Raw genomic sequence first — 20,976 nt, 5'->3', positions numbered from 1 at the left:
TGTGGCTTAATTTAAATTAAGCTTTTCTTCACGCATATGCAGTTCAACATTTTTACGACGGTATTTTTTATACCATATAATGCCGATAACAGCAACTGCGATATAAGGTGCCGCTAAAAGGTATACTATTCCTTTGTTTAGGCCGTCGGCTGTGTTACCGCCATTAGCAGCATTAGTTTCAACTGCGGTGGTACACATTGCACATTGCGCGTTTACAGTAATAGTGGTAATGGTTACTAATGCGAATGCCGCTATAAGGGAGAATATATATTTGAAGTTTTTCATATTAAAAGATTACTTTCAATGAATAAATAACGCAGTTTTTAAATGTTTGGTTTAAAATAGCCCAACAATATTATCTTTTTATCAATTTTATTAAAAATGATAAAAAGGTGATATCATTAAATAAACTATAACGCCACTTATGGTTACGTATAACCATATCGGGAACGCCCATCTTACGAGTTTCTTATGCTTTTGTACCTGCATTTGTAAGCCATAATTAAAGCTAAGTAAAATCAATGGTAAAACGCCTGCGGCTAATATGATGTGTGGAATCAGTATAAAAAAGTACAGGGTTCTTAACCCGCCTGCAGCAGCAAGTTCTGATGCTGATAATATGCCGTCCCCATCAACATCACCGTAATGAGTGTCTGTCCGCATCAGGTAATGAAACAATATATATGACACTAAAAACAACGACGACAGGCAAAAAGTAATAATATTTAGCCGTTTATGAACCGTTATATTACCTTGTTTTATAAAATACAGAGAGGTTAATAGTAATACTGTACAGGTACCATTCAATATTGCGTTAAGCAAAGGCAGGTAAGGTGTAAAGGCAGGTGCCTTAGCCGGCCCGGGAATAAGGTGCCTGTTAAGAACAATAACCACAATAATAACAAATACTGTTACCGCGGCAACAAATCGAAATATAAATTTATCGGTCATTTTTTAATATAATGGTTTATCCACCTTTCTTAATTCTTCAGCTATCAATACTTTGATCTCATCGTTCAGTTTTGTCATATCGGTAATTGATGTGCCTGAGTAATATCCGCGTATGCGTTTTTCCGCATCAATCAGTATCAGTTTATCGCTGTAAACAAAATCATCCTCACCTGCTTTCAGCGCATTCACCAAAAAGCCTTTGCGGGCTAAATTATAAATGGTGGTAGTATCGCCTGATAGAAAAAGCCAGTTGTTGCCGGCATCATACTTATCAGCATATTTTTTTAATACCGCCGGTGTATCATGCTCCGGATCAACCGTTATTGATACAAAGTACACCATTTTATTTTTGGCATAAACTTTTTCAAGGTTACTTAAATTACTGTTTACCGTGCTGCAAACATTGGGGCATCTTGTAAAAAAAAAGCTGGCAACAAATATTTTTTTATCAAAATTTTTAAATGATACCTTATTACCATTCTGATCTGTTAAAGCAAAGTTGTTCAGTTTATGGTATATGGTATCCGGGACATCCTTGCCACGGATCTTATGTGATGTGTTAGCTATCTCTTTAGGCCCGAAAAAGGGCAGGGGTTTGTAGCGGTTCTTACCTTTTACGGTTAGTAAATAATATAAAAATCCCGGTAATGCCAATATCATTACCAGGATCATAATTTTTTTAACAATGCCTGCTTTCCGCATTACACCCTAAGATCTACCCAATAGTGGCTTTCGTTTGTTAAAACAAGTATAAGTCCGATGATGAATAAAATAGGAACTATTATAGCTAAAGCAAGCCCGATCTTTTCAAATTTTAAGTGCATAAAGTATGCAACTATCAAAAAGGCCTTAAATAAAGTAAGAACAATATAAATAGGGTTGGCATATTGAATTGGAATATACCCGGTCGGTACTAACCAAAGTGCAATTATAAATTCTACAACGGTTATACCTAATAAGTAAAGGAAGATAGCGACAATTCGCTTTTTAGTCATTCCTTCGTGTTCTCCGTGCTCTGCATGAGCATCTGTTGGTTCTGATGACATAATATCTTGATCAGTTAAATTTTTACACTAAATAAAAGAAGGTAAATACAAATACCCATACCAGGTCTACAAAGTGCCAGTAAAGGCCCACCTTTTCTATCATTAAGTAGCTGCCGCGCTTTTGATAGGTACCTAACAATACATTAATAGTAATAATGATATTGATAATTACACCACTAAATACGTGGAAACCATGAAAACCGGTTATGGTAAAAAATAAGTTGGCAAATTGATGCGTATAGGTAGTAGATAAAGGAGCCCCTTTATGAAAATACTCCGTCAGATCGGTAGGGATGCTGCTCCACCAAAAACCTTCGCTATGCAGGTGTGTCCATTCCAAAGCCTGGCAGCCTAAAAAGGTAAAACCGCCAATTATGGTAAATATCATCCATTTTACCACTTCTTTTTTTGCCATGCGGTGCCCTGCTTCTACAGCTAATACCATAGTAACAGAACTCAGGATAAGAATAAAGGTCATTAAACCCACAAACACTAACGGAGCGCCATGCTCTATAAGGCCGGGAACAGATTGAAATACCAGGTCGGGAGCGGGCCAGCTGTTAGAGCTGAAACGTAAAGCGCCGTATGCAATTAATAAGGATGAAAAGGTGAACGCATCCGAAAGGAGGAAGAACCACATCATCATTTTACCATACTCAACATTGAACGGCGATCTGCCTCCAGACCAAGGGGTTGATTTTACTTCATCAATAGGTGATACTTGTGCACTCATGTGTTTGTTAATATTGGTTCAAAAGTAAAAAAACATACAGATAAATCCATATAATATCGACAAAATGCCAAAAAATAGAGGACATCTGCATTCCGAATAAATTTTTAACCTGTGGGATATTTCGGTAGCTACCCCACAAAGTGTATCCAAGCAATAAAATACCTGCTAAAATGTGTAATAAGTGCATCCCCGTAAACACGTAAATAAATGACTGGGATGCATTTGGATTGGTAAAATATATGCCCATTTTGTACACAAGTACATACCACGCATATATTTGAATAATAAAGAACAATATGCCCAGTATTATAGTGAGCCATAAATAAAGCCTTTGCTTTGCAAACTGCAAGCCCTTTGCAGCCCTTGAAGCCATAAACATAGTTACACTGCTTAAAACTATAACAGCCGTGCTGTACATAAAAGCCTGCGGCAAAATAATATGAATACCGTGGCCTGTACCGCCACTGTAAACAATAAAGCCGCTGGTTAATGCCGCAAAAAACATGAATGATGTGAATATGAATATCCACATATTGAATTTTTTGGGGGCAAGGTTAAGTTTATCTTCTTGTTGTTGTATCCGGGTCATCATTGCGCCTTTCCTATAAAATCAAATAAAAACATTAATTGCACCACAGGCAGGTAATAAAAAGAGCCAAACATTAACTTTTGTGCCGATTTAATTTCAAGAGTGGTTAAAAGCTTATATGCCTGGTATAAAAATATCAGTCCCATTATTAACGACACAGCACCTAAATAGTAACCACCATAACCGTAAAATGTTGGAAGCAGGCTTACGGGTAACAATATTAAAGTTAATATAAAGGTTACTACAGCACTGGTTAAATTTCTTTTACCTGATGGCAGCAGCCTGAAACCTGCCAGTTTATAATCATCATCCAAAACCCAGGCAATAGCCCAAAAATGCGGGAACTGCCAAATAAACTGTATGCCAAATAATAAAAGGGCAATGCCATCTATTTTTTCGTGAGCGGCAACATAGCCAATTAATGGGGGCAACGCACCGGGTATAGCGCCTACAAAAACAGCAATTGGCGATTTACGCTTTAAAGGTGTGTAGGCAAAAGCATATAATATAATGGAAAATACGGAAAGATAACCGGTAGTAAGGTTTAACTTTCCGAGTAAATAGGTACCAAATATGGCCATAAACAAACTCAGCACCAAAGCTTGCCCGGTGGTCATTCTGCCTGATGGTATGGGCCTGTCAACCGTGCGTTTCATCAGTTTATCCAGGTCCTTTTCAATTATCTCATTAAAACCGTTAGCAGCCGATGTAACTAAGAATCCTCCGGCTATGAGCATCAGCCATTTACTCCAGAATGCCCAACTGCTCCAGTCGATCGCTCCGGTTACCTTGCTTCCTATCAAATACGATATTGAAGCCGAAAAAACCACTAAAAAGGTTAGTCTTAACTTTATTAGCTTCGCAAAATCACTCATTTACTCCCCTCCCGCAAATTAACCGAACTAAATAAATTCAACAGTAAATAAAACTGTGCGCCAAAAACAAGGCTTGCCAAAACAATATGCGAAGCCTGCGCAAACGGAGGTAACGCCCAATATGATAAAATAATGCCCGTTACTATCTGCAGCATTATCATTAAAAACGCAAAACTCATTATCTGCTGCTGTACCGAATGACGGTTAAAAGCCCGCCGGATCAAAGCATATAATATCACATTAACCAATAGCACTATTACAGCCATATCCCGGTGTTGCGTAAATATATCGCCGGCACGCCTTACCCAGCTATCACGATAACTGCTTTCCAAATGGCCTGCTATCATATCTATCTTTTCGCGCACCTCGGTACCAAAGGCAATTTGTAAAATACTTAAACCTAAAGCCAATATTGCAATTAAAGCAATCAGCGGTTTAATTTTAAGCTTATACCTGCCGTGCACTTTAGCCAAATGATACGTAGCTATGCAAATTGCTAATATAGCCAATGCCAGCAACATATGTACGGTAACTATCCATGCCACTAAGTTAGTAGATACCACTATAGAACCCAGCCAACCCTGAAAACCTACCAGTATAAGATTAAAAATACTAAGCAGCACAATTCGCTTATCGTTTTTCCAGTAAGTAAAAGAAAATATAGCCAGCAATAACAGAAAGATACCTGATACTGCTCCGATTAGTCTGTTAATATATTCAGTCCAGGTTTTAGCGCTGTTAAATTCTTCGGGCACCAATATAGACCGGTCATTTCTTATGCGGTTGGCTAACTGACCGTAACCGAATACATCCAGCATGTGAGCGAACTTATCATTTTTAGCAAGCCTCTTTTCCGCATAAACCTGTTTATAATCAGCAGGCAAATCGTTAACGTTTGATGGCGGCACATACTGGCCAAAACACTTTGGCCAATCCGGACAACCCATACCCGACCCTGTACTGCGAACTACCCCTCCTGCCAGTATTAAAATAAAAAGCAGGATAATAGTAATAAGGTTCGTTTTTAAAAATCTGCTCCCGGATACGTTTTTGCTCATTTAAATATTCTAAAAAATTAGGGTATCTGTTGTGGAGGTAAATTCCGGCACAGATACCCTAAAAAATCAGATAGATATAAAATTTATTTTACTTCTTCGTTTTTGTTCTGAGTATTTATCCATTTAGCATGTTCCTGCAAACCGGTAGGGTTATCTTCAAAATCATGCGGAAGATTTGAACTCATGGTTTGTGATAAAGGAACTGTTTGAGGTATAAAGTCTTCCTCGGCACCCGGTTTACTATAATCATATGGCCAACGGTAAACAGTAGGGATCTCTCCCGGCCAGTTACCATGCAGATGTTCTACCGGAGTAGTCCATTCCAGGGTGTTTGCCTGCCACGGATTCTGCGTTGCTTTTTTACCGAAGAATATGGAATAAATAAAGTTGAACAGGAATGCAAATTGTGCAACCGCTGCCATTATAGCTGCCCATGTTATAAATGTATTTACAGAAAGCCATCTCTTCATTGATTCGAATTCTGTAAAGGCGTAATAACGACGTGGTACACCATCAAGGCCCATAAAGTGCATAGGGAAGAACACCAGGTAAGCACCTATAAATGTTATCCAAAAATGCAGATAGCCTAATTTTTCGTTCATTAAACGGCCAAACATTTTAGGGAACCAGTGATATACACCGGCAAGCATACCAAATATAGCCGCCGAACCCATTACCAGGTGAAAGTGAGCTACTACAAAGTAGGTATCATGTAAATTAATATCTAATGCAGCGTTTCCTAAAAATATACCGGTTAAACCACCTGAGATAAAGAAGGAAACCATACCAATGGCAAACAGCATTGCCGCGGTAAAGCGGATATTACCACGCCACAGCGTAGCCAGCCAGTTAAATGTTTTTACAGCTGATGGTACCGCGATAATCAAAGTGGTGATCATGAACACGCCCCCAAGGAAAGGATTCATCCCGGTTACAAACATGTGGTGACCCCAAACTATAAATGATAATACCGTAATACCAATTAACGAGTAAACCATGGCGTGATAACCAAATATTGGCTTACGTGAGTTTACTGACATTACCTCTGATGAGATGCCCATTGCAGGCATAATAACGATATATACCTCTGGGTGACCCAGGAACCAGAATAAATGCTGGAACAATATAGGGCTACCACCTTCATAAGGTTGCACCTGGGTACCATTCAATACAATTTCTGAAAGATAAAAGCTTGTACCAAAACTACGGTCGAACACTAATAATACTACACCCGCTACTAATACAGGGAAAGCTAAAACACCCAATACTGCGGTTAAGAATAACGCCCATACAGTAAGCGGCATTTTCCAAAGGTCCATACCTTTGGTACGCATGTTTAAAATAGTACTAACATAATTTATACCCGCCATTAATTGCGATGCAATAAACAGCACCATGCTTATTAACCATAAGGTCATTCCCATGCCGGAACCGGGCATTGCCTTTGGCAATGCGGATAGCGGCGGGTAAATAGTCCAACCACCACTTGCGGGGCCTTTTTGTATAAAGAATGATGATAACATGATAACACTGGCAGTAAAAAAGAACCAGTACGAAAGCATGTTAAGGAATGGCGAAGCCATATCACGTGCACCTAACTGCAATGGAATTAAAAGATTGGCAAAGGTACCGCTCAAGCCTGCAGTTAACACAAAGAACACCATTATGGTACCGTGTATGGTAACTAAGGCCAGGTAGAAATTGGAATCTAAACGACCGTTAGGAGCAAACCTGCCCAATAGCGTTTCTAATAACGGGAATGATTTTTCAGGATAGGCTAATTGTATCCTGAATAATATAGATAACAGCATAGCGATAACAGCCATGGTAATCCCTGTAATAAGGAATTGCTTAGCAATCATCTTATGATCCTGACTAAATATATACTTAGTAAGAAAACTTTGCTTATGGTGATGTCCGTGATCTTCTTCGTGATGAGCTACTCCGTGATCTTGAACTGATAATGTTGACATACTCGCTAATCTTTTTGAATTAATTGTTTAACGCTAATCTTTTTTGTTGAGCATCCTTAGTAGCGGCAAATTGCAGCTCTTTTTTCAATGCACCCGATAAATATGGTTTTTGCTGTGCTATCCATGCCTGATATTCAGCTTCCGATACCACTTTCACCACCTTTTTCATGTTATAATGGCTACCACCACATATCTTATTGCAATAAAGCAGGTATTGAAAATCAGGATCTCCTAACTTACGTTGCATCTCTGCTGTGGTAATAGTTGGTGTAAATTTAAAGTAGGTTGGCAATCCGGGTACTGCGTTAAGCTGCACACGGAAGTGAGGCATGTAAACGCTATGGATAACATCCTGAGCGTGAATATTTAATCTGATAGATTTACGCACAGGTAATACCATGGTATCTGCCTGCAAATCATCAAAGCTATTTTTATCCTTGAAATTGATACCCAGTTTATTTAAGCCTGTTACCAGTTTATAATCGGTTTTACCCAATTTACCGTCCGCTCCCGGGTAACGTAGCTCCCACGCAAATTGGTGGCCGGTTACATCTACGTTGATAGAAGCGGGCTCGCCTTTAGCATCAACACTGTTGGTGATCTCCTGCCAGGTGAAAAATCCGAATATTACAAGAATAGTTAATACAATAGCCGGAGCAATAGTCCAAACTTTTTCGATGGTATTGTTATGAGGTAAGAAATGTCCTCTGCGTTTCTCTGAATAACGGTATCTGAATAAGAATGTAAACAGCAATATTTGTGTTACAAAGAAAACAATCATGGTAAGCACTGTAGTTGTCCAGAACATTTCGTCGATCTTAACGCCATGTGCTGAAGCGGACTCAGGTAATATCATGCTTCCCTGTACCGTGAATTCCCAATAGGCACCGTATAAACCTGCAACCAGGAATATCAGGCAGAAAACACCCATTATATTATGCCAGTTCATAGGCTTTTTGCCCTGAATTTGCTGAGTAAGATCAAAAACACGTAGTATTTTACCTACTATGGCTACTACAAAACACACTATTATAAATAATAATATGTAGTACACCGGCCCAATCCATACATTCCCGGTAGCGGTACCGGCATCGCCTGCACCGGTTGTTGCTGAACTTGCTGCATCCTGAGCAAAAAGCAGGTTAGTGCTCAACAGCATAAACACCGCTAAAAGCGAAAGCATTTTTTTAGAACTTATTAAATTTTTTAATCCCATTTTATTGGTTATTTGAATGCTGTATTCCTTTTGCAAATTTAACAATTATTATATGTGATGATGCAGACTTTCCTGCAGTAATGGGTGATTTTTTGGCGCAAGCGATTTGAATTTGCTTAATGCTGTAAGTACCAGGAAGGTAAATAAGCCCGCGAAACCAATAAACACACATGGCTCAATCCAACCGATCTCTGTATACCAGTGAGATTGCGGACCTACGGTGCCCGGCATTATCATCATAAAATAATCCAGCCAGTGACCGATGATCAATATGATAGCTACCATTTTAATTCTGCTAAGCAACCTTTTTGCATCGCGTGACATTAAAAGGAAAAACGGAGCAGCAAAATTAATTACGATGTTCAACCAAAACCATGGTTTAAATTCAGGTTCCCACCTTTTATAAAAATAAACTGATTCTTCAGGGATGTTGGCATAATAGATCAATAAGAACTGTGCAAACCATAGGTAAGTCCAGAATATAGAGAAAGCAAACATTAATATACCCATATTATGTAAGTGATTCTCTGTGATCCATGAAAAATAGCCTTGCTTTTTCAGCATTATAATAAAGAAGGTAATTACTGCAAGTCCGCTTACCCAAAGTGCTGCTAAGTTATACCAGCCAAACATGGTTGAAAACCAGTGGGCATCTAAGGTCATTATAGTATCGTATGAGAAAAGAGGTACGGTAAAACCGAATATCGCTAAAAACACACAAGATATTTTAAAGCTTTTTTTATAGTTGAACATACCACCCATATCATCCTCTTCTGTAGAGTATTTAACCAGTAACCTGCCGCATATAGCATAAGCTACCAGGAAGCCGATTAATCGGATAAAGAAAAAAGGTTTGTTCAAAAATCCGGACTTACCGGCAATTATAGCATCATAGTTTTCGCTGCCGGGTGTAGTTAAACCTTTTGCAGCCCATAACTTATATAAGTATGGTACTACGGCCTTGTGGCCTTCCTCGTCAGTTCCGGTATGGGTAATAAACATGCCTGATGCTACTATTACCAGTAATAAAACTATAGCATAAGGCAGTACTTTGATAAATGCCTGCGGTATTCTTAACAGTGATGCAGACCATCCGGCCTGTGCGGCATATTGTATGGCACAAAAAAACACGCCGGCTAAACAAACACAGGTAAAGTAATAACCCATTAGCAATAAGTTTGCAAATGTGCGTTCGCCATCGTTTGTTAAAAAGCCAAGCAATACTCCAATTACACCAACTGCTATCATTACAAGGCTCCAGGTTTTAACCTTGCCCGCAAATTCAAATGGTTCGTCAAAATTATTATGAGTCTTCATTAAAAATAATTCTTATAAATTTTGTAAATGGTGTACATACATAATTACTTTCCACCGCTCATCAGGCTCAAGCTGCGAGGCGTATGAACCCATGGCATTTACACCATAAGTGATGGTATGGTAAATTTTACCGTCGGTAAGGTCTTTCATGGCGCCGCCGCGTGATGATTGTCCTTTTGAATATGACGGTGGTGGCGGATAACCGTGCTGTACCACTAATCCGTCGCCCTGGCCGGTTTGACCATGGCATGGCGAGCAAAAGTGTTCAAACAACACCTTGCCATCAGCCAGATTCTGTTCCGTTTGAGCCAAAGGACTTTTAACCTCTACACCTGCCTGCTCATATCCTTCACGTGTGTTTGGATAATCAAAGGTTTTAAAGCCGATAGGTATGGTTCCTGCCGGTGGTTGTTGTGCCGTTTTACCGTCCTTAAAATTCGGATTGCTCTGATCCGGATCGTACGCGATATGTTTATACATATTGGGAGCATATTCCCAGCCGGTACTACGCTTATCTTTGCATGAGGTTATTACAACCGATGCAGCAATCGCGATAGCCGTTGTGCCCAATATTCTAAATTTATTCATAGCTAACATATTTTCTGTCGTTATGCTTTACTTCTACTGCTCCTGATTGTTTTAATAAATTGGTGATGTCGTCATGTGGTATGTTGCCTTTTGCATCAATGGCAATTACAAACCTGTCGTTAGTAGCTCTCAGATCCATTACTCTTGGCGCACGTCCCGGAAAAAGGTGAGTAGCGAAAAAGAAGGTACCTGTCATACCAAATGCCGTGAATAACACGGTCCACTCAAATGTGATCGGAATAAAATCAGGCACTGCGAAGTGCATTTTACCGCCAATGTTCATAGGCCAGTCTAAAACCAGCATATAACATATCATGCTGAAAACTATTGTTCCGCCTAAACAGCCAAACATAAATGCCGCATAACCTAATCTTGATTCTTTAATTCCAAGTTTTGCCTCAATGCCGTGTATGGGCATTGGTGTATATACATCATAAATAGGTACACTATTTCTCTGTAGATTGTCGATTCCGTTCATCATTTCATCCGGATCGTCAAAAAGGCCTAAAATATATTTTGTGCTGCTCATGGTTTTAAACTTTTTCGTAATCGGCTATTTCAACACTGTCAAATTTTGTTAATGATTCTTTGTAGAATTCAGCTTGTGATTCTTCTACATGGCCTTCATCGATCAATTTTTTCTTGGCTTGCTCACTCGCGCTCTTCAGCAGCAATTTAACCTCGGCCATAGCTATTGATGGCAGCACACGGATAAACAGCAGGAATAAAGTAAAGAATACACCGATGGAACCTATAAATACGCTTACATCAATCCAGCTTGGATAAAACATAGCCCAGCTCGAAGGGATATAATCACGGTGAAGCGATACCACGATGATCACAAAACGCTCAAACCACATACCTATGTTTACAATGATGGAAAGCGCCCATGCGATAGGTATATTGGTACGTACCTTTTTAAACCACATTAACTGGGTCATTAATACGTTACAGCCGTACATCATACAACCTGCCCACCAGTAAGGCCCGATAAACCTGTTAAGGAAAGTGTATTGCTCATACTCACTACCTGAGTAGTAAGCAATAAAGAACTCAGTAAGATAAGCCACACCAACTATTGAACCTGTTAACAAAATAATTTTGTTCATTGATTCGATGTGGAACATGGTAATGTAATTCTCCAAACCTAAAACCTTACGGGTTACCAGCAATAATGTTTGTACCATGGCAAAACCGGAAAATATAGCCCCTGCAACGAAATACGGAGGGAAAATGGTGGTGTGCCAGCCCGGTTCCAATGATGTTGCAAAGTCCATTGATACGATGGTGTGTACCGAAAGTACCAGTGGTGTAGATATACCCGCAAGTATTAGTGATACGGTTTCAAATCGCTGCCAGGTTTTTACAGAACCACTCCAACCGAATGACATGATAGAGTAAATACGGCGGCGTAAGCCTTTAGCACGGTCACGTATGGTAGCGATATCAGGCAATAAACCTGTGTACCAGAACACTAACGATACCGAGAAGTAAGTGGAGATAGCGAAAACGTCCCATACCAGCGGTGAGTTAAAGTTTACCCATAATGATCCGTATTGGTTGGGTAATGGTAACGAAAAATATGCAAGCCATGGGCGGCCCATGTGTGCCACAATGTACGTAGCGGCACAAATAACTGCGAAGATGGTCATCGCCTCTGCAGAGCGGTTAATGGAGTTACGCCAGTTTTGACGGAACAGTAATAACACCGCGGAAATAAGCGTACCCGCGTGACCAATACCTACCCACCACACGAAACCGGTGATATCCCAGGCCCAGCCAACTGTTTTGTTCAATCCCCATGCTCCAATTCCGTACCAAAAGGTGTAACTAACTGCAAATACCCACAGTAAGGCGCCTAATGATGCAACGGTAAAACCTATCCACCAGGCTTTATTGGGTTTATTTTCAACAGGCGACAGTATATCCTCAGTAATTTTAGCATAGGTAATATCCTTGCCTGTGATTAACGGTTCCCTGATTATCGATTCATTATGAGATGCCATATTTTTATATATCTCTTGTATTAATTAAGCCTGTAATTCAGATGATGTGTTTCTAACTTTTACCTGGTAACCAATTCCCGGCTGTACGTTCAATTCTTCCAGTACGTAATAAGTTCTTTCGCTCTTTAAAGCTTTTGCAACTTCCGACTCCGGATCGTTAACGTTACCGAATATGATAGCGTTTGCTGAACATGTTTGCTGGCAGGCTACTTTTACCTCACCATCCTTAAGCGGACGTTTTTCCATTTTAGCATGCAGCTTACCTGCTTGTATACGCTGTATACACATAGAGCATTTTTCCATAACCCCACGGAAACGTGTGGTAACATCCGGATTAAGTACTAATTGTGTATGCTCGTTATTCAGATAATTATCGAAACGTGAATCGTTCCAGTAGTTGAACCAGTTAAAGCGGCGTACCTTGAACGGACAGTTATTTGCACAATAACGTGTACCAATACAACGGTTGTAAGCCATGTGGTTCAAACCTTCGGCAGAGTGTACTGTTGCCAGTACAGGGCATACCGTTTCGCAAGGAGCGTGATCGCAATGCTGACAAAGCATAGGCTGGTGAACAACCGATACGTTATCAAAATTCTCTAACTTATCTATTTCGCGCTCTTCGGTTATTTCTTTACCTTCTTCGTTAAAGCTGTAATAACGGTCAATACGTATCCAGTGCATTTCACGACGACGGCTCACCTCTAATTTACCTACTACAGGTATATTATTTTCAGCGTTACATGCAACTACACAAGCCCCGCAACCTGTACAGGCGTTAAGGTCGATCGCCATTACCCAGTTATAGGCAGGGCGTTCATATTCGTCCCAAAGGCTGTATTTTTTGTGCTCGCCTTCGTTACCGCTGTTTACTGACGGATTTTTAACATACTCTTTAAATGAAGCCTCGCGTATTACGTTACGCCCTTCGTAAGAGTGGTGAGTTTGAGTTTGAGCCAGCAAATAGGTATCTCCTAATGCAGTAATAGTTGCAGGTGAACTAGTTTGGAACGTTCCGTTACGGAAACTATGGAAAGGAAAGGCATTTTGTCCAATTCCGCCTTCAACAACTGCACCACCCTTAGAACGACCATAACCAACAGCTACCGATACGGTACCCTGAGCCTGGCCCGGCTGTAATAATACAGGCAGATTAATTGAATATCCGTTTGCTTCTACCTTAACCAGATCGCCCTGATTGTAACCCAATTTTTTAATATCGGCCGGCGCCATAGCTGCAAAGTTATCCCAAGTTACTTTTGATACCGGATCAGGAAGTTCCTGTAACCATGGATTGTTTGCGCGTTTACCATCGCGCATTGCCACAGTTTGATATATCTGCAGTTCCATTTTATTGCCTTCGGCAAGCTTACTGCTTTGATTTAATATAGTTTGCGCTACGGCGTTTAGATCCTGATTAAAGGTGTAAGTACCTGCAGCGGCATCAGCAACCTTAATAAAGCCATTTTGTAAAAGGGTTTCCCATCCGCTTTGGCCAGCTAAACCGCCTTTAGCCAAAAGGTTTTTATCCCAGTTATTTCTAACATAGGTGTAATAATCTTTCACAGGGCTATCCGACCATAACAGCAGGCTTTGTTCTGCCTGGCGTGTATTATAAACCGGATTAATGGTTGGCTGCATAATGGTATAGTAACCTTCAACAGCGTTATCATCTCCCCATGATTCCAGGTAGTGATGGTTTGGCGCTAATACGTTACATAGCTCTGATGTTTCATCAGCGTGATCAGCAAAAGTCACTTTCAGGCGCACTTTTTTCAGGGCCTCTTTAAGATCGGCGTTAGCGTAAAAATTATAAGCCGGGTTAGCATCCATAAAGAACACGGCACCAACTTCGCCACGTTTTGCCTCATTTATAAACTCAACAAGTTCAGCATCGTTACCGGCATACTGGTGAGATGGATTGTCCAAATCAATAGTAGTACCGTAACTGCCCAACATTGAGTTAATGGCATTTACTAATATTTGGGTAGCCACATCGTTAGATCCGGCTACAACAAGGGCTTTACCCTTAGCAGCCTGCAATTCTTTAGCGGCTATCATTATCGCTTTATCAACAGTAGCATTCGCTAACGGTTTTGAACCCGGTAATGATGTGCCTGATATGGCATTATATAAGTTGATCAGCGCCAGGCCTTCTTCTGATGGCTTAACAGGGATGCGTACGTCAGCATTGGTACCTGTAAGGCTCATGCCTGTCTCGAATTGAATATGACGAGACATTTTTTTGCTTTCCAGGGACTTATTATTCCTGTTTTGTACATACTGACGGGTAAACTCCTCGCCTGATATCCAGGTTCCCAGAAAATCAGCGCCGAAGCTTACAATAACATCAGCCTTATCAAAATTATAATGTGGCAGTACTGCTTTTCCAAAACTGTTTTGGTTAGCCTGTATTATACCTGTGTAAGAAACCGCATCATAGTTAATATGCTTTGCGGTAGGATAAGCGGCAACAAAATCAGCAATAACCGCCAAAGTTGAAGGGCTGTGTACGGTAGATGATATTAAGCGTATGCCTTTTCCTGCGCCTTTAATTGCGGCGAGTTCATTTTTTACAAAAGTATCTACCTGTGCCCATCCTGCATCAGAACCGTTAAGCATCGGATCCTTAACACGGCCGCCATCATAAAGGTCAAGAACCGATGCCTGTGCATGGGCACTTAATCCGCCTTTTGATAACAGATCATTAGGATTACCCTCTACTTTAATTGGCCTTCCCTCGCGGGTTTTAACCAATATGGCGCTGCCTTCAAACGTTGAAGAATAATAATTAGCTACACCGGGTGTAACTTCTTCGGGTTTTATTAGGTATGGGATTGATTTGTGAACAGGCACTTTTTGGCAAGCTGCTAAAGTAACCGCGCCAACACCAAAACCAAGCGCCTTTAAAAAGTCGCGTCGTGGTGTTTTTGACGATAATCCAGCGCCGCTTAATACCTCTTCAATAGGGATCGGCTCCGCAAATTCGTGTTTATTTTTCTCAACAAATTCTGGTGTTTTGTTCAGCTCTTCTAAACCCTTCCAGTATTTTTTATTGCTATCCATTTAAGTTATATAAACTGTAATGCTAAGTTCTAAATCGTTTATTAATAATGGCACTTACCGCACTCTATACCACCCAGTGCAGCTTCAGTAACTTTTTCTCCGCGTTTAATTCGGTCGTGCACTTCTATCATGTTGTCATAATAACCACTGCCTTTGTAATTAACCTCGGTACGTTTGTGGCATTGTATACACCATTTCATGGTGAGCGGTGAATATTGGTAAACCTCTTTCATGGTTTGTACCGGACCATGGCATTGCTGGCATTTTAAACCCGCAACTTTTACGTGCTGTGAGTGGTTAAAGTAGGCAAAATCCGGAAGGTTATGTATACGCACCCACTGTATAGGATGAGCCTTAGTGCTGTCGTATTTAGCGGTTTTAGGATCATAACCCAACGCATCGTATATCTTATGTATCTCAGGCGACTCGGTCTTAACAACCTTGTGGCAATTCATACATACGTTTAATGATGGTATTGATGCATTCTTTGATTTATAAGCACCGGAGTGGCAATACTGGCAATCTATTTTCATAGCGCCCGCGTGCAGCTCGTGTGAATATTTAATAGGTTGTACCGGCTGATAGCCTGAGTGTACGTTGGTATTCCAGATGGTGGTCCAGCTCCAGCTACCCATTGCTATGGTACCGCAAAGCACTATAAAAAATACCAGTTTCTTATTTTTGGCAAGTCTTTTTACAGTAGCAAATTTGTCAACAGGTTCTTTAGTGGCTTCGGTTTCTTCCTCTTCAACCAAAAGGCCTTTGTTACGCAGCAACAAGCGTTCAAGCGTTGCAATTACTTTGTTTAATACCAGTATAACAATAAAGGCAATAACAATAACACCTATAAGGCCCCATATTACCAAATTACTTGGTCCGGTTTCCTGTGGTGCCGCAGTTGATGTGCCGCCTCCGCCCTTAGGCGCTTCCTGCATGGTTTTCCATTCGCCGCGTATGTAAGTTAATATATTACCCACATCGGCGTCGCTCAACTCAGCAAACACAGTCATTCCTGCCTGGTTATACTCGTTATAAATTTTGAGCGCTTTTGGGTTTTTTGCAGCAATTAAAGCCTGATTGTTTTGTATCCACTTGGTTAAATAGGCGTCATCAGTTTCTGATGTAAGCTGCGGACCTAAAGCCGGCCCGATAACGCGTTGATCAATTTTGTGACAAGCGGTACATTTTGCTTTAAATATCGCTTCGCCTTTAGCTGCATCGGTTTGCGCATTAGCGTTAAGGGTATACAAACCCAAACCGGCTACCAGCAAAACCGACCTCGAGAACTGTTTAAAAATCAATGAGATATTTCTCATAAAGTGTATTTATGCTAAATAGTTATTATTATTAATGAGTTGAACCGACGTAAAGATGTACGTATTAGCCATTTTTTCAGCCACAAAAGTATGATTTATTACAGTATAGCTGACAAATTAGTGACAGTAATATCTAATTTATAATCGTTCTAAACAACATTAAAAATGCCCTTATAACTACTATAAAGGCATTTTTTGACATTTAAAGATACAAAACCTTAAGTTTTCACTTATGTATGTATTTGTAAATTACCTATTGTTTTAATATCCATGCAAAAATTAAAGGTGCTACAATTGTAGCATCCGACTCCACAATAAACTTTGGTGTGTTCACATCAAGCTTACCCCAGGTAATTTTTTCATTAGGCACAGCCCCTGAATAAGAACCATATGAGGTTGTTGAGTCGGAGATCTGGCAGAAGTAGCTCCAGAAAGGTATATTTTCCATTTCCATATCCTGATACAGCATAGGAACAACACATATAGGGAAATCCCCGGCTATACCACCGCCTATCTGGAAGAACCCGATACCCTTGCCTTCCGAATTTTTAACATACCAGTCGGCCAACCATGCCATATATTCTATACCGCTCTTCATGGTAGTAGGTTTTAATTCACCTTTTATCACATACGACGCAAAAATATTCCCCATAGTTGAATCTTCCCAACCCGGTACCACTATCGGCAAATTCTTCTCGGCGGCAGCAAGCATCCATGAGTTTTTAGGATCGATCTCGTAATACTGCTCCAATTCGCCGCTTAATAAAATTTTGTACATAAATTCATGCGGAAAATAGCGCTCGCCTTTATCATCCGCATCTTTCCATATTTTATGAATGTGCTTTTGTAGCCTGCGGAATGCCTCCTCTTCGGGAATGCAGGTATCGGTAACACGATTATAATGATTTTCCAGCAAGTCCCACTCGTCCTGCGGGCTCAGGTCACGGTAGTTGGGTACACGTTTATAATGCGAGTGCGCCACCAGGTTCATGATATCCTCTTCCAGATTGGCGCCTGTGCACGATATAATATCAATTTTGTCCTGGCGTATCATTTCGGCAAGCGAAATTCCTAACTCCGCTGTACTCATTGCACCAGCCAGTGTTACCATCATTTTACCGCCTTCGGTTAAATGGGTTTCGTAACCCTTTGCGGCATCCATTAAAGCAGCTGCATTAAAATGCAGATAATTTTTCTCAATAAATTGTGATATCGGACCTCTTGCTGTACTCATGTTATGTTAAATAATTATTTTGCAAAAGTAGGGATTTTGAGCACAACAGAATTTTAATTTGTAAATTCTGTAAAACAATTAGCTAAAATATACCTTAGCATCACTAATAATCTATGAAGAAAATTTTCACCATCATATTATTGCTTATCGCTTTTAATCCTGTTTTTGCACAAAAACATCTGCTGCCAAAATTTGTGCGCAAAATGCTTTTTGAAAAAGACACCACTAAAAAAGGCAGTTTTGCCATCATACCTGTTTTGAGTTCTGCCCCTGAAACCGGGTTGGAGCTGGGTGGTTCTGCTTTGTACTCCTTTTACACAGATACTTTAGCTCAAAACACCCGTATCTCCAATATATTCGGTTATGCTACCTTAACAACAAAAGGACAAAGCCGCTTAAGTCTGAGTTCCAGTTACTGGATGCCCCAAAACAAATATCATTACAAGGGCGAAATAGCATACATCAATTTTCCTTTTGATTATTACGGCATTGGTAATAATACCCTGAAAAGTAACACCGACCGCTTAGGCCAAAAACGTTTTAAAATTACATTGAGCGGGGAAAAGAAAATAAGTAATAACTTATATATAGGCTTAGTTGCGGGCGGTTTTGATTACCGCTTTAATGATAAAAAGCCGGACGGGATTTTTGCGAACACAGCCATAGATGGCCGCGATGGCGGTTCCACCGTATATATAGGGCCGAGTTTTATTTTTGATAATCGCAACAACAATACCTATACCACCAAAGGCATGGTAATTACCAGTTACTATGAATTAATGCATGGCTTGTTCGGCAATAACGATTATACAGGCGGTTTGTTTAATATAGAATATTCCCAATTTTTTGCTTTAAATAAACGCTTAGTGTTAGGATTAGATATACAAGAACAAAGCCTGACGGGCAGCAGCTCGCCGTTTTATTTATTACCCGCTTTAGGAAATGACGAAATTATGCGTGGCTATTATAACGGGCGTTACCGCGACAGGAACCTGGTAGCTGCACAAACTGAACTGCGTTACCGTTTGAGCGATCGCTTTGGCGTTGTTGGTTTTATTGGAACCGGGGAAGTATTTAATAGTTCGTTCAATATTAACCAGCTTAAACCAAATTATGGTGGCGGTTTACGGTACTTTTTCGACGTAGAAAAGGGTTTGAGTATACGTGCTGACTACGGAGTGGGAGAAAAACGCCCCGGGGAGAGCCGCCAAAGCGGCTTTTATATTGGTTTGGGGGAATCGTTTTAAATATCCTATACAACGATACTAATCGTTGTATATTCATTCAGCCTAATATTCTCTCAAAACCTTATTAAAAAATCTTCTTTAGCCTGGCTGGGTTTAAAAAAAACAAGACCTATCCAAAACAGATCAACCGTAACCGTTACCTGCGGATGTGCCTTTATTTCTTTCCAGGCCTGCTTCATGCCTTCACTCCAGTAAATATCGTCGAAAATGAGCATGGTACCTTTGTGCACTTTAGGCAGGCACCAGTTAAAATAATTCAGTGTGGCCGTTTTTTGGTGATTGCCATCAACATAAACAAAATCAAGCTGCTGATGCTCATTGATCACATCCTGCAAGGTATCATCAAAATTTCCGGTTATCAGCTTAACATCGTTTAATCCTGCAATATCAAATACTTCTTTTGCAACATCTGCGGTTTGCGGGCAGCCCTCTAATGTATAAACTTTGGCAGCGGGTGCCGCCTCCTGCAAATACAGTGTTGTTATACCCAGGCAGGTACCCAGTTCCACAATTGTATTTGGTTTACTAAATGCAGCCAGCCGGTATAATAACTGCGCCAGCTTTGGTGGTTTTAACGCGTTAATAGTAATATCGCTTATTTTTTTCTGACGGTTATTATTTACCCGAGAGCCGGCTCCCATATCGGTGATGGTGATCATACGGTCGTCAACCAGCAATTTATCACGCATCTGTTCAATTTTATGATAGGCCGCTTTAGGTTTAAGATCGTATATCACTTCGTCAACCAGTTGGTACACAAAAGGGGAATGTAAACCATGACGGTTTTTTGACTTAAGCTTATGCAACAGAAAATCTTTAGCAAACGTTATATTAAACATAGCCGTAAAAATATATAAACGTTTAGTATTTTAGCGGATAGATATATGATAAATACTACAGAAGTAAATTCATTGATACGCCTGCTGGATGATCCGGATGATGAAATATATGATCATGTTCATCAAAAATTATTATCGTACGGCACGGAGGCCATCGAGTATCTGGAATCTGCCTGGGAACAGGCTTTCGACAGTATACAGCAGGACCGTATAGCCAACCTGGTACACGAGATACAGTTCGGAACAATAAAAAGAGATCTGCAATTGTGGTATCAAGGAGGAGCTTTTGACTTGTTGCAGGGCATACTCATTATTAACAGGTACCAATATCCCGACCTGGATGAACAAAAAGTGATCAACCAGATAGAAGCGATAAAACGTGACATCTGGCTGCAAATGATGAATGAGGCAAGTCCCGTTGAACAAGTAAAGCTCATTAATCATGTATTTTACAGTCTGCATGGTTTTACCGGCAATACCACCAATCACCGCGATCCGCAAAACAGTTACATCAGCCAGGTGTTGGAGACAAAAAAAGGTAATCAGATATCACTGGCAATAATATATTCCATCATAGCACAAAAGCTCGATATCCCGGTTTATGGCGTAAATCTTCCGCAACACTTTATTTTAGCTTATCTTGATGAGAGCATGGAAAGTGAATTCGAGGGCGGGGTTTTATTCTATATCAATGCATTTAACAAGGGTTTTATATTCGGCCGTAGGGATGTGGATATGTTTCTGAAACAACTTAACCTTAAGTTTGATAAACAGTTTTATGAACCTTGCTCCAATGCCGATATTATAAAACGGGTGTTGCGTAACCTTATAAGCGCTTATGAACACGCCGGGGCATCCGAAAAAGTTGATGAACTGAATAAATTGCTTGCCATATTACTATAATTTCCGGTATCCGTCACAC

The 20,976-nt window shown here is 40.3% G+C and carries 20 protein-coding genes; 2 read left to right on the top strand and 18 right to left on the bottom strand.

Features of this window, described 5'->3' with window-relative positions; all coding sequences use genetic code 11:
- Positions 1 to 6: 6 nt before the first annotated feature.
- The 17 genes from I5M19_RS18440 to I5M19_RS18360 form a co-directional block, all read right to left on the bottom strand.
- On the bottom strand, positions 7 to 285 hold the full coding sequence (locus I5M19_RS18440) for a hypothetical protein (RefSeq protein WP_200067851.1): 279 nt from the start codon (positions 283 to 285) through the stop codon (positions 7 to 9).
- Between the two features lie 90 nt (positions 286 to 375).
- On the bottom strand, positions 376 to 951 hold the full coding sequence (locus I5M19_RS18435) for a DUF420 domain-containing protein (protein WP_200067850.1): 576 nt from the start codon (positions 949 to 951) through the stop codon (positions 376 to 378).
- Between the two features lie 3 nt (positions 952 to 954).
- Positions 955 to 1,623, bottom strand: coding sequence for an SCO family protein (locus I5M19_RS18430; protein WP_235985890.1), 669 nt, complete (start codon positions 1,621 to 1,623; stop codon positions 955 to 957).
- 29 nt (positions 1,624 to 1,652) lie between these two features.
- Positions 1,653 to 1,997, bottom strand: a complete 345-nt coding sequence (locus tag I5M19_RS18425; RefSeq protein WP_200067848.1) for a cytochrome C oxidase subunit IV family protein — start codon at positions 1,995 to 1,997, stop codon at positions 1,653 to 1,655.
- A 22-nt stretch (positions 1,998 to 2,019) separates the two neighbouring features.
- Entirely contained in the window at positions 2,020 to 2,730 is a 711-nt protein-coding gene (locus I5M19_RS18420; RefSeq protein ID WP_200067847.1) for a cytochrome c oxidase subunit 3, read from the bottom strand.
- Between the two features lie 7 nt (positions 2,731 to 2,737).
- Positions 2,738 to 3,322: a cytochrome c oxidase subunit 3 gene (locus tag I5M19_RS18415; protein ID WP_317193250.1), complete on the bottom strand. Its 585-nt coding sequence runs from the start codon at positions 3,320 to 3,322 to the stop codon at positions 2,738 to 2,740.
- On the bottom strand, positions 3,319 to 4,194 hold the full coding sequence (cyoE, locus tag I5M19_RS18410; RefSeq protein WP_200067846.1) for a heme o synthase: 876 nt from the start codon (positions 4,192 to 4,194) through the stop codon (positions 3,319 to 3,321). Before cyoE ends, I5M19_RS18415 begins: the two co-directional genes overlap by 4 nt.
- On the bottom strand, positions 4,191 to 5,252 hold the full coding sequence (locus I5M19_RS18405) for a COX15/CtaA family protein (protein WP_200067845.1): 1,062 nt from the start codon (positions 5,250 to 5,252) through the stop codon (positions 4,191 to 4,193). The genes cyoE and I5M19_RS18405 overlap by 4 nt, the downstream gene beginning before the upstream one ends.
- A gap of 83 nt (positions 5,253 to 5,335) precedes the next feature.
- Positions 5,336 to 7,225, bottom strand: a complete 1,890-nt coding sequence (locus I5M19_RS18400) for a cytochrome c oxidase subunit I (protein ID WP_200067844.1) — start codon at positions 7,223 to 7,225, stop codon at positions 5,336 to 5,338.
- Between the two features lie 19 nt (positions 7,226 to 7,244).
- Positions 7,245 to 8,441: a cytochrome c oxidase subunit II gene (locus tag I5M19_RS18395; protein WP_200067843.1), complete on the bottom strand. Its 1,197-nt coding sequence runs from the start codon at positions 8,439 to 8,441 to the stop codon at positions 7,245 to 7,247.
- Between the two features lie 48 nt (positions 8,442 to 8,489).
- Positions 8,490 to 9,758, bottom strand: coding sequence for a quinol:cytochrome C oxidoreductase (locus tag I5M19_RS18390; protein WP_200067842.1), 1,269 nt, complete (start codon positions 9,756 to 9,758; stop codon positions 8,490 to 8,492).
- Between the two features lie 12 nt (positions 9,759 to 9,770).
- Entirely contained in the window at positions 9,771 to 10,355 is a 585-nt protein-coding gene (locus I5M19_RS18385; RefSeq protein WP_200067841.1) for a c-type cytochrome, read from the bottom strand.
- On the bottom strand, positions 10,339 to 10,875 hold the full coding sequence (locus I5M19_RS18380; RefSeq protein WP_200067840.1) for a DUF3341 domain-containing protein: 537 nt from the start codon (positions 10,873 to 10,875) through the stop codon (positions 10,339 to 10,341). The genes I5M19_RS18385 and I5M19_RS18380 overlap by 17 nt, the downstream gene beginning before the upstream one ends.
- Before the next feature lie 4 nt (positions 10,876 to 10,879).
- Positions 10,880 to 12,352: an NrfD/PsrC family molybdoenzyme membrane anchor subunit gene (gene nrfD, locus I5M19_RS18375; RefSeq protein WP_200067839.1), complete on the bottom strand. Its 1,473-nt coding sequence runs from the start codon at positions 12,350 to 12,352 to the stop codon at positions 10,880 to 10,882.
- Between the two features lie 24 nt (positions 12,353 to 12,376).
- Positions 12,377 to 15,418, bottom strand: a complete 3,042-nt coding sequence (locus tag I5M19_RS18370; RefSeq protein ID WP_200067838.1) for a TAT-variant-translocated molybdopterin oxidoreductase — start codon at positions 15,416 to 15,418, stop codon at positions 12,377 to 12,379.
- A gap of 41 nt (positions 15,419 to 15,459) precedes the next feature.
- Positions 15,460 to 16,734, bottom strand: a complete 1,275-nt coding sequence (locus I5M19_RS18365; protein WP_200067837.1) for a cytochrome c3 family protein — start codon at positions 16,732 to 16,734, stop codon at positions 15,460 to 15,462.
- 253 nt (positions 16,735 to 16,987) lie between these two features.
- Complete coding sequence (locus I5M19_RS18360) at positions 16,988 to 17,968, bottom strand: deoxyhypusine synthase family protein (RefSeq protein WP_200067836.1); 981 nt, start codon at positions 17,966 to 17,968, stop codon at positions 16,988 to 16,990.
- A gap of 113 nt (positions 17,969 to 18,081) precedes the next feature.
- Here I5M19_RS18360 and I5M19_RS18355 point away from each other — a divergent pair, with 113 nt between their 5' ends.
- Positions 18,082 to 19,215: a BamA/TamA family outer membrane protein gene (locus I5M19_RS18355; RefSeq protein ID WP_200067835.1), complete on the top strand. Its 1,134-nt coding sequence runs from the start codon at positions 18,082 to 18,084 to the stop codon at positions 19,213 to 19,215.
- 53 nt (positions 19,216 to 19,268) lie between these two features.
- On the opposite strand, the gene I5M19_RS18350 is transcribed toward I5M19_RS18355, so the two are convergent.
- Entirely contained in the window at positions 19,269 to 20,054 is a 786-nt protein-coding gene (locus tag I5M19_RS18350; RefSeq protein ID WP_200067834.1) for an O-methyltransferase, read from the bottom strand.
- A 45-nt stretch (positions 20,055 to 20,099) separates the two neighbouring features.
- Here I5M19_RS18350 and I5M19_RS18345 point away from each other — a divergent pair, with 45 nt between their 5' ends.
- Positions 20,100 to 20,957, top strand: a complete 858-nt coding sequence (locus tag I5M19_RS18345) for a transglutaminase-like domain-containing protein (RefSeq protein WP_200067833.1) — start codon at positions 20,100 to 20,102, stop codon at positions 20,955 to 20,957.
- Positions 20,958 to 20,976: the final 19 nt, after the last annotated feature.

Source organism: Mucilaginibacter segetis, assembly GCF_016522075.1.
Taxonomy (GTDB): domain Bacteria; phylum Bacteroidota; class Bacteroidia; order Sphingobacteriales; family Sphingobacteriaceae; genus Mucilaginibacter; species Mucilaginibacter segetis.
This window is presented reverse-complemented; position numbering and strand designations above follow the sequence as displayed.

Coding starts and splice junctions, on each gene's coding strand:
- I5M19_RS18440 (WP_200067851.1), bottom strand. CDS start 285: ATGAAAAACTTCAAATATATATTCTCCCTTATAGCGGCATTCGCATTA.
- I5M19_RS18435 (WP_200067850.1), bottom strand. CDS start 951: ATGACCGATAAATTTATATTTCGATTTGTTGCCGCGGTAACAGTATTT.
- I5M19_RS18430 (WP_235985890.1), bottom strand. CDS start 1,623: ATGATCCTGGTAATGATATTGGCATTACCGGGATTTTTATATTATTTA.
- I5M19_RS18425 (WP_200067848.1), bottom strand. CDS start 1,997: ATGTCATCAGAACCAACAGATGCTCATGCAGAGCACGGAGAACACGAA.
- I5M19_RS18420 (WP_200067847.1), bottom strand. CDS start 2,730: ATGAGTGCACAAGTATCACCTATTGATGAAGTAAAATCAACCCCTTGG.
- I5M19_RS18415 (WP_317193250.1), bottom strand. CDS start 3,322: ATGATGACCCGGATACAACAACAAGAAGATAAACTTAACCTTGCCCCC.
- cyoE (WP_200067846.1), bottom strand. CDS start 4,194: ATGAGTGATTTTGCGAAGCTAATAAAGTTAAGACTAACCTTTTTAGTG.
- I5M19_RS18405 (WP_200067845.1), bottom strand. CDS start 5,252: ATGAGCAAAAACGTATCCGGGAGCAGATTTTTAAAAACGAACCTTATT.
- I5M19_RS18400 (WP_200067844.1), bottom strand. CDS start 7,225: ATGTCAACATTATCAGTTCAAGATCACGGAGTAGCTCATCACGAAGAA.
- I5M19_RS18395 (WP_200067843.1), bottom strand. CDS start 8,441: ATGGGATTAAAAAATTTAATAAGTTCTAAAAAAATGCTTTCGCTTTTA.
- I5M19_RS18390 (WP_200067842.1), bottom strand. CDS start 9,758: ATGAAGACTCATAATAATTTTGACGAACCATTTGAATTTGCGGGCAAG.
- I5M19_RS18385 (WP_200067841.1), bottom strand. CDS start 10,355: ATGTTAGCTATGAATAAATTTAGAATATTGGGCACAACGGCTATCGCG.
- I5M19_RS18380 (WP_200067840.1), bottom strand. CDS start 10,875: ATGAGCAGCACAAAATATATTTTAGGCCTTTTTGACGATCCGGATGAA.
- nrfD (WP_200067839.1), bottom strand. CDS start 12,352: ATGGCATCTCATAATGAATCGATAATCAGGGAACCGTTAATCACAGGC.
- I5M19_RS18370 (WP_200067838.1), bottom strand. CDS start 15,418: ATGGATAGCAATAAAAAATACTGGAAGGGTTTAGAAGAGCTGAACAAA.
- I5M19_RS18365 (WP_200067837.1), bottom strand. CDS start 16,734: ATGAGAAATATCTCATTGATTTTTAAACAGTTCTCGAGGTCGGTTTTG.
- I5M19_RS18360 (WP_200067836.1), bottom strand. CDS start 17,968: ATGAGTACAGCAAGAGGTCCGATATCACAATTTATTGAGAAAAATTAT.
- I5M19_RS18355 (WP_200067835.1), top strand. CDS start 18,082: ATGAAGAAAATTTTCACCATCATATTATTGCTTATCGCTTTTAATCCT.
- I5M19_RS18350 (WP_200067834.1), bottom strand. CDS start 20,054: ATGTTTAATATAACGTTTGCTAAAGATTTTCTGTTGCATAAGCTTAAG.
- I5M19_RS18345 (WP_200067833.1), top strand. CDS start 20,100: ATGATAAATACTACAGAAGTAAATTCATTGATACGCCTGCTGGATGAT.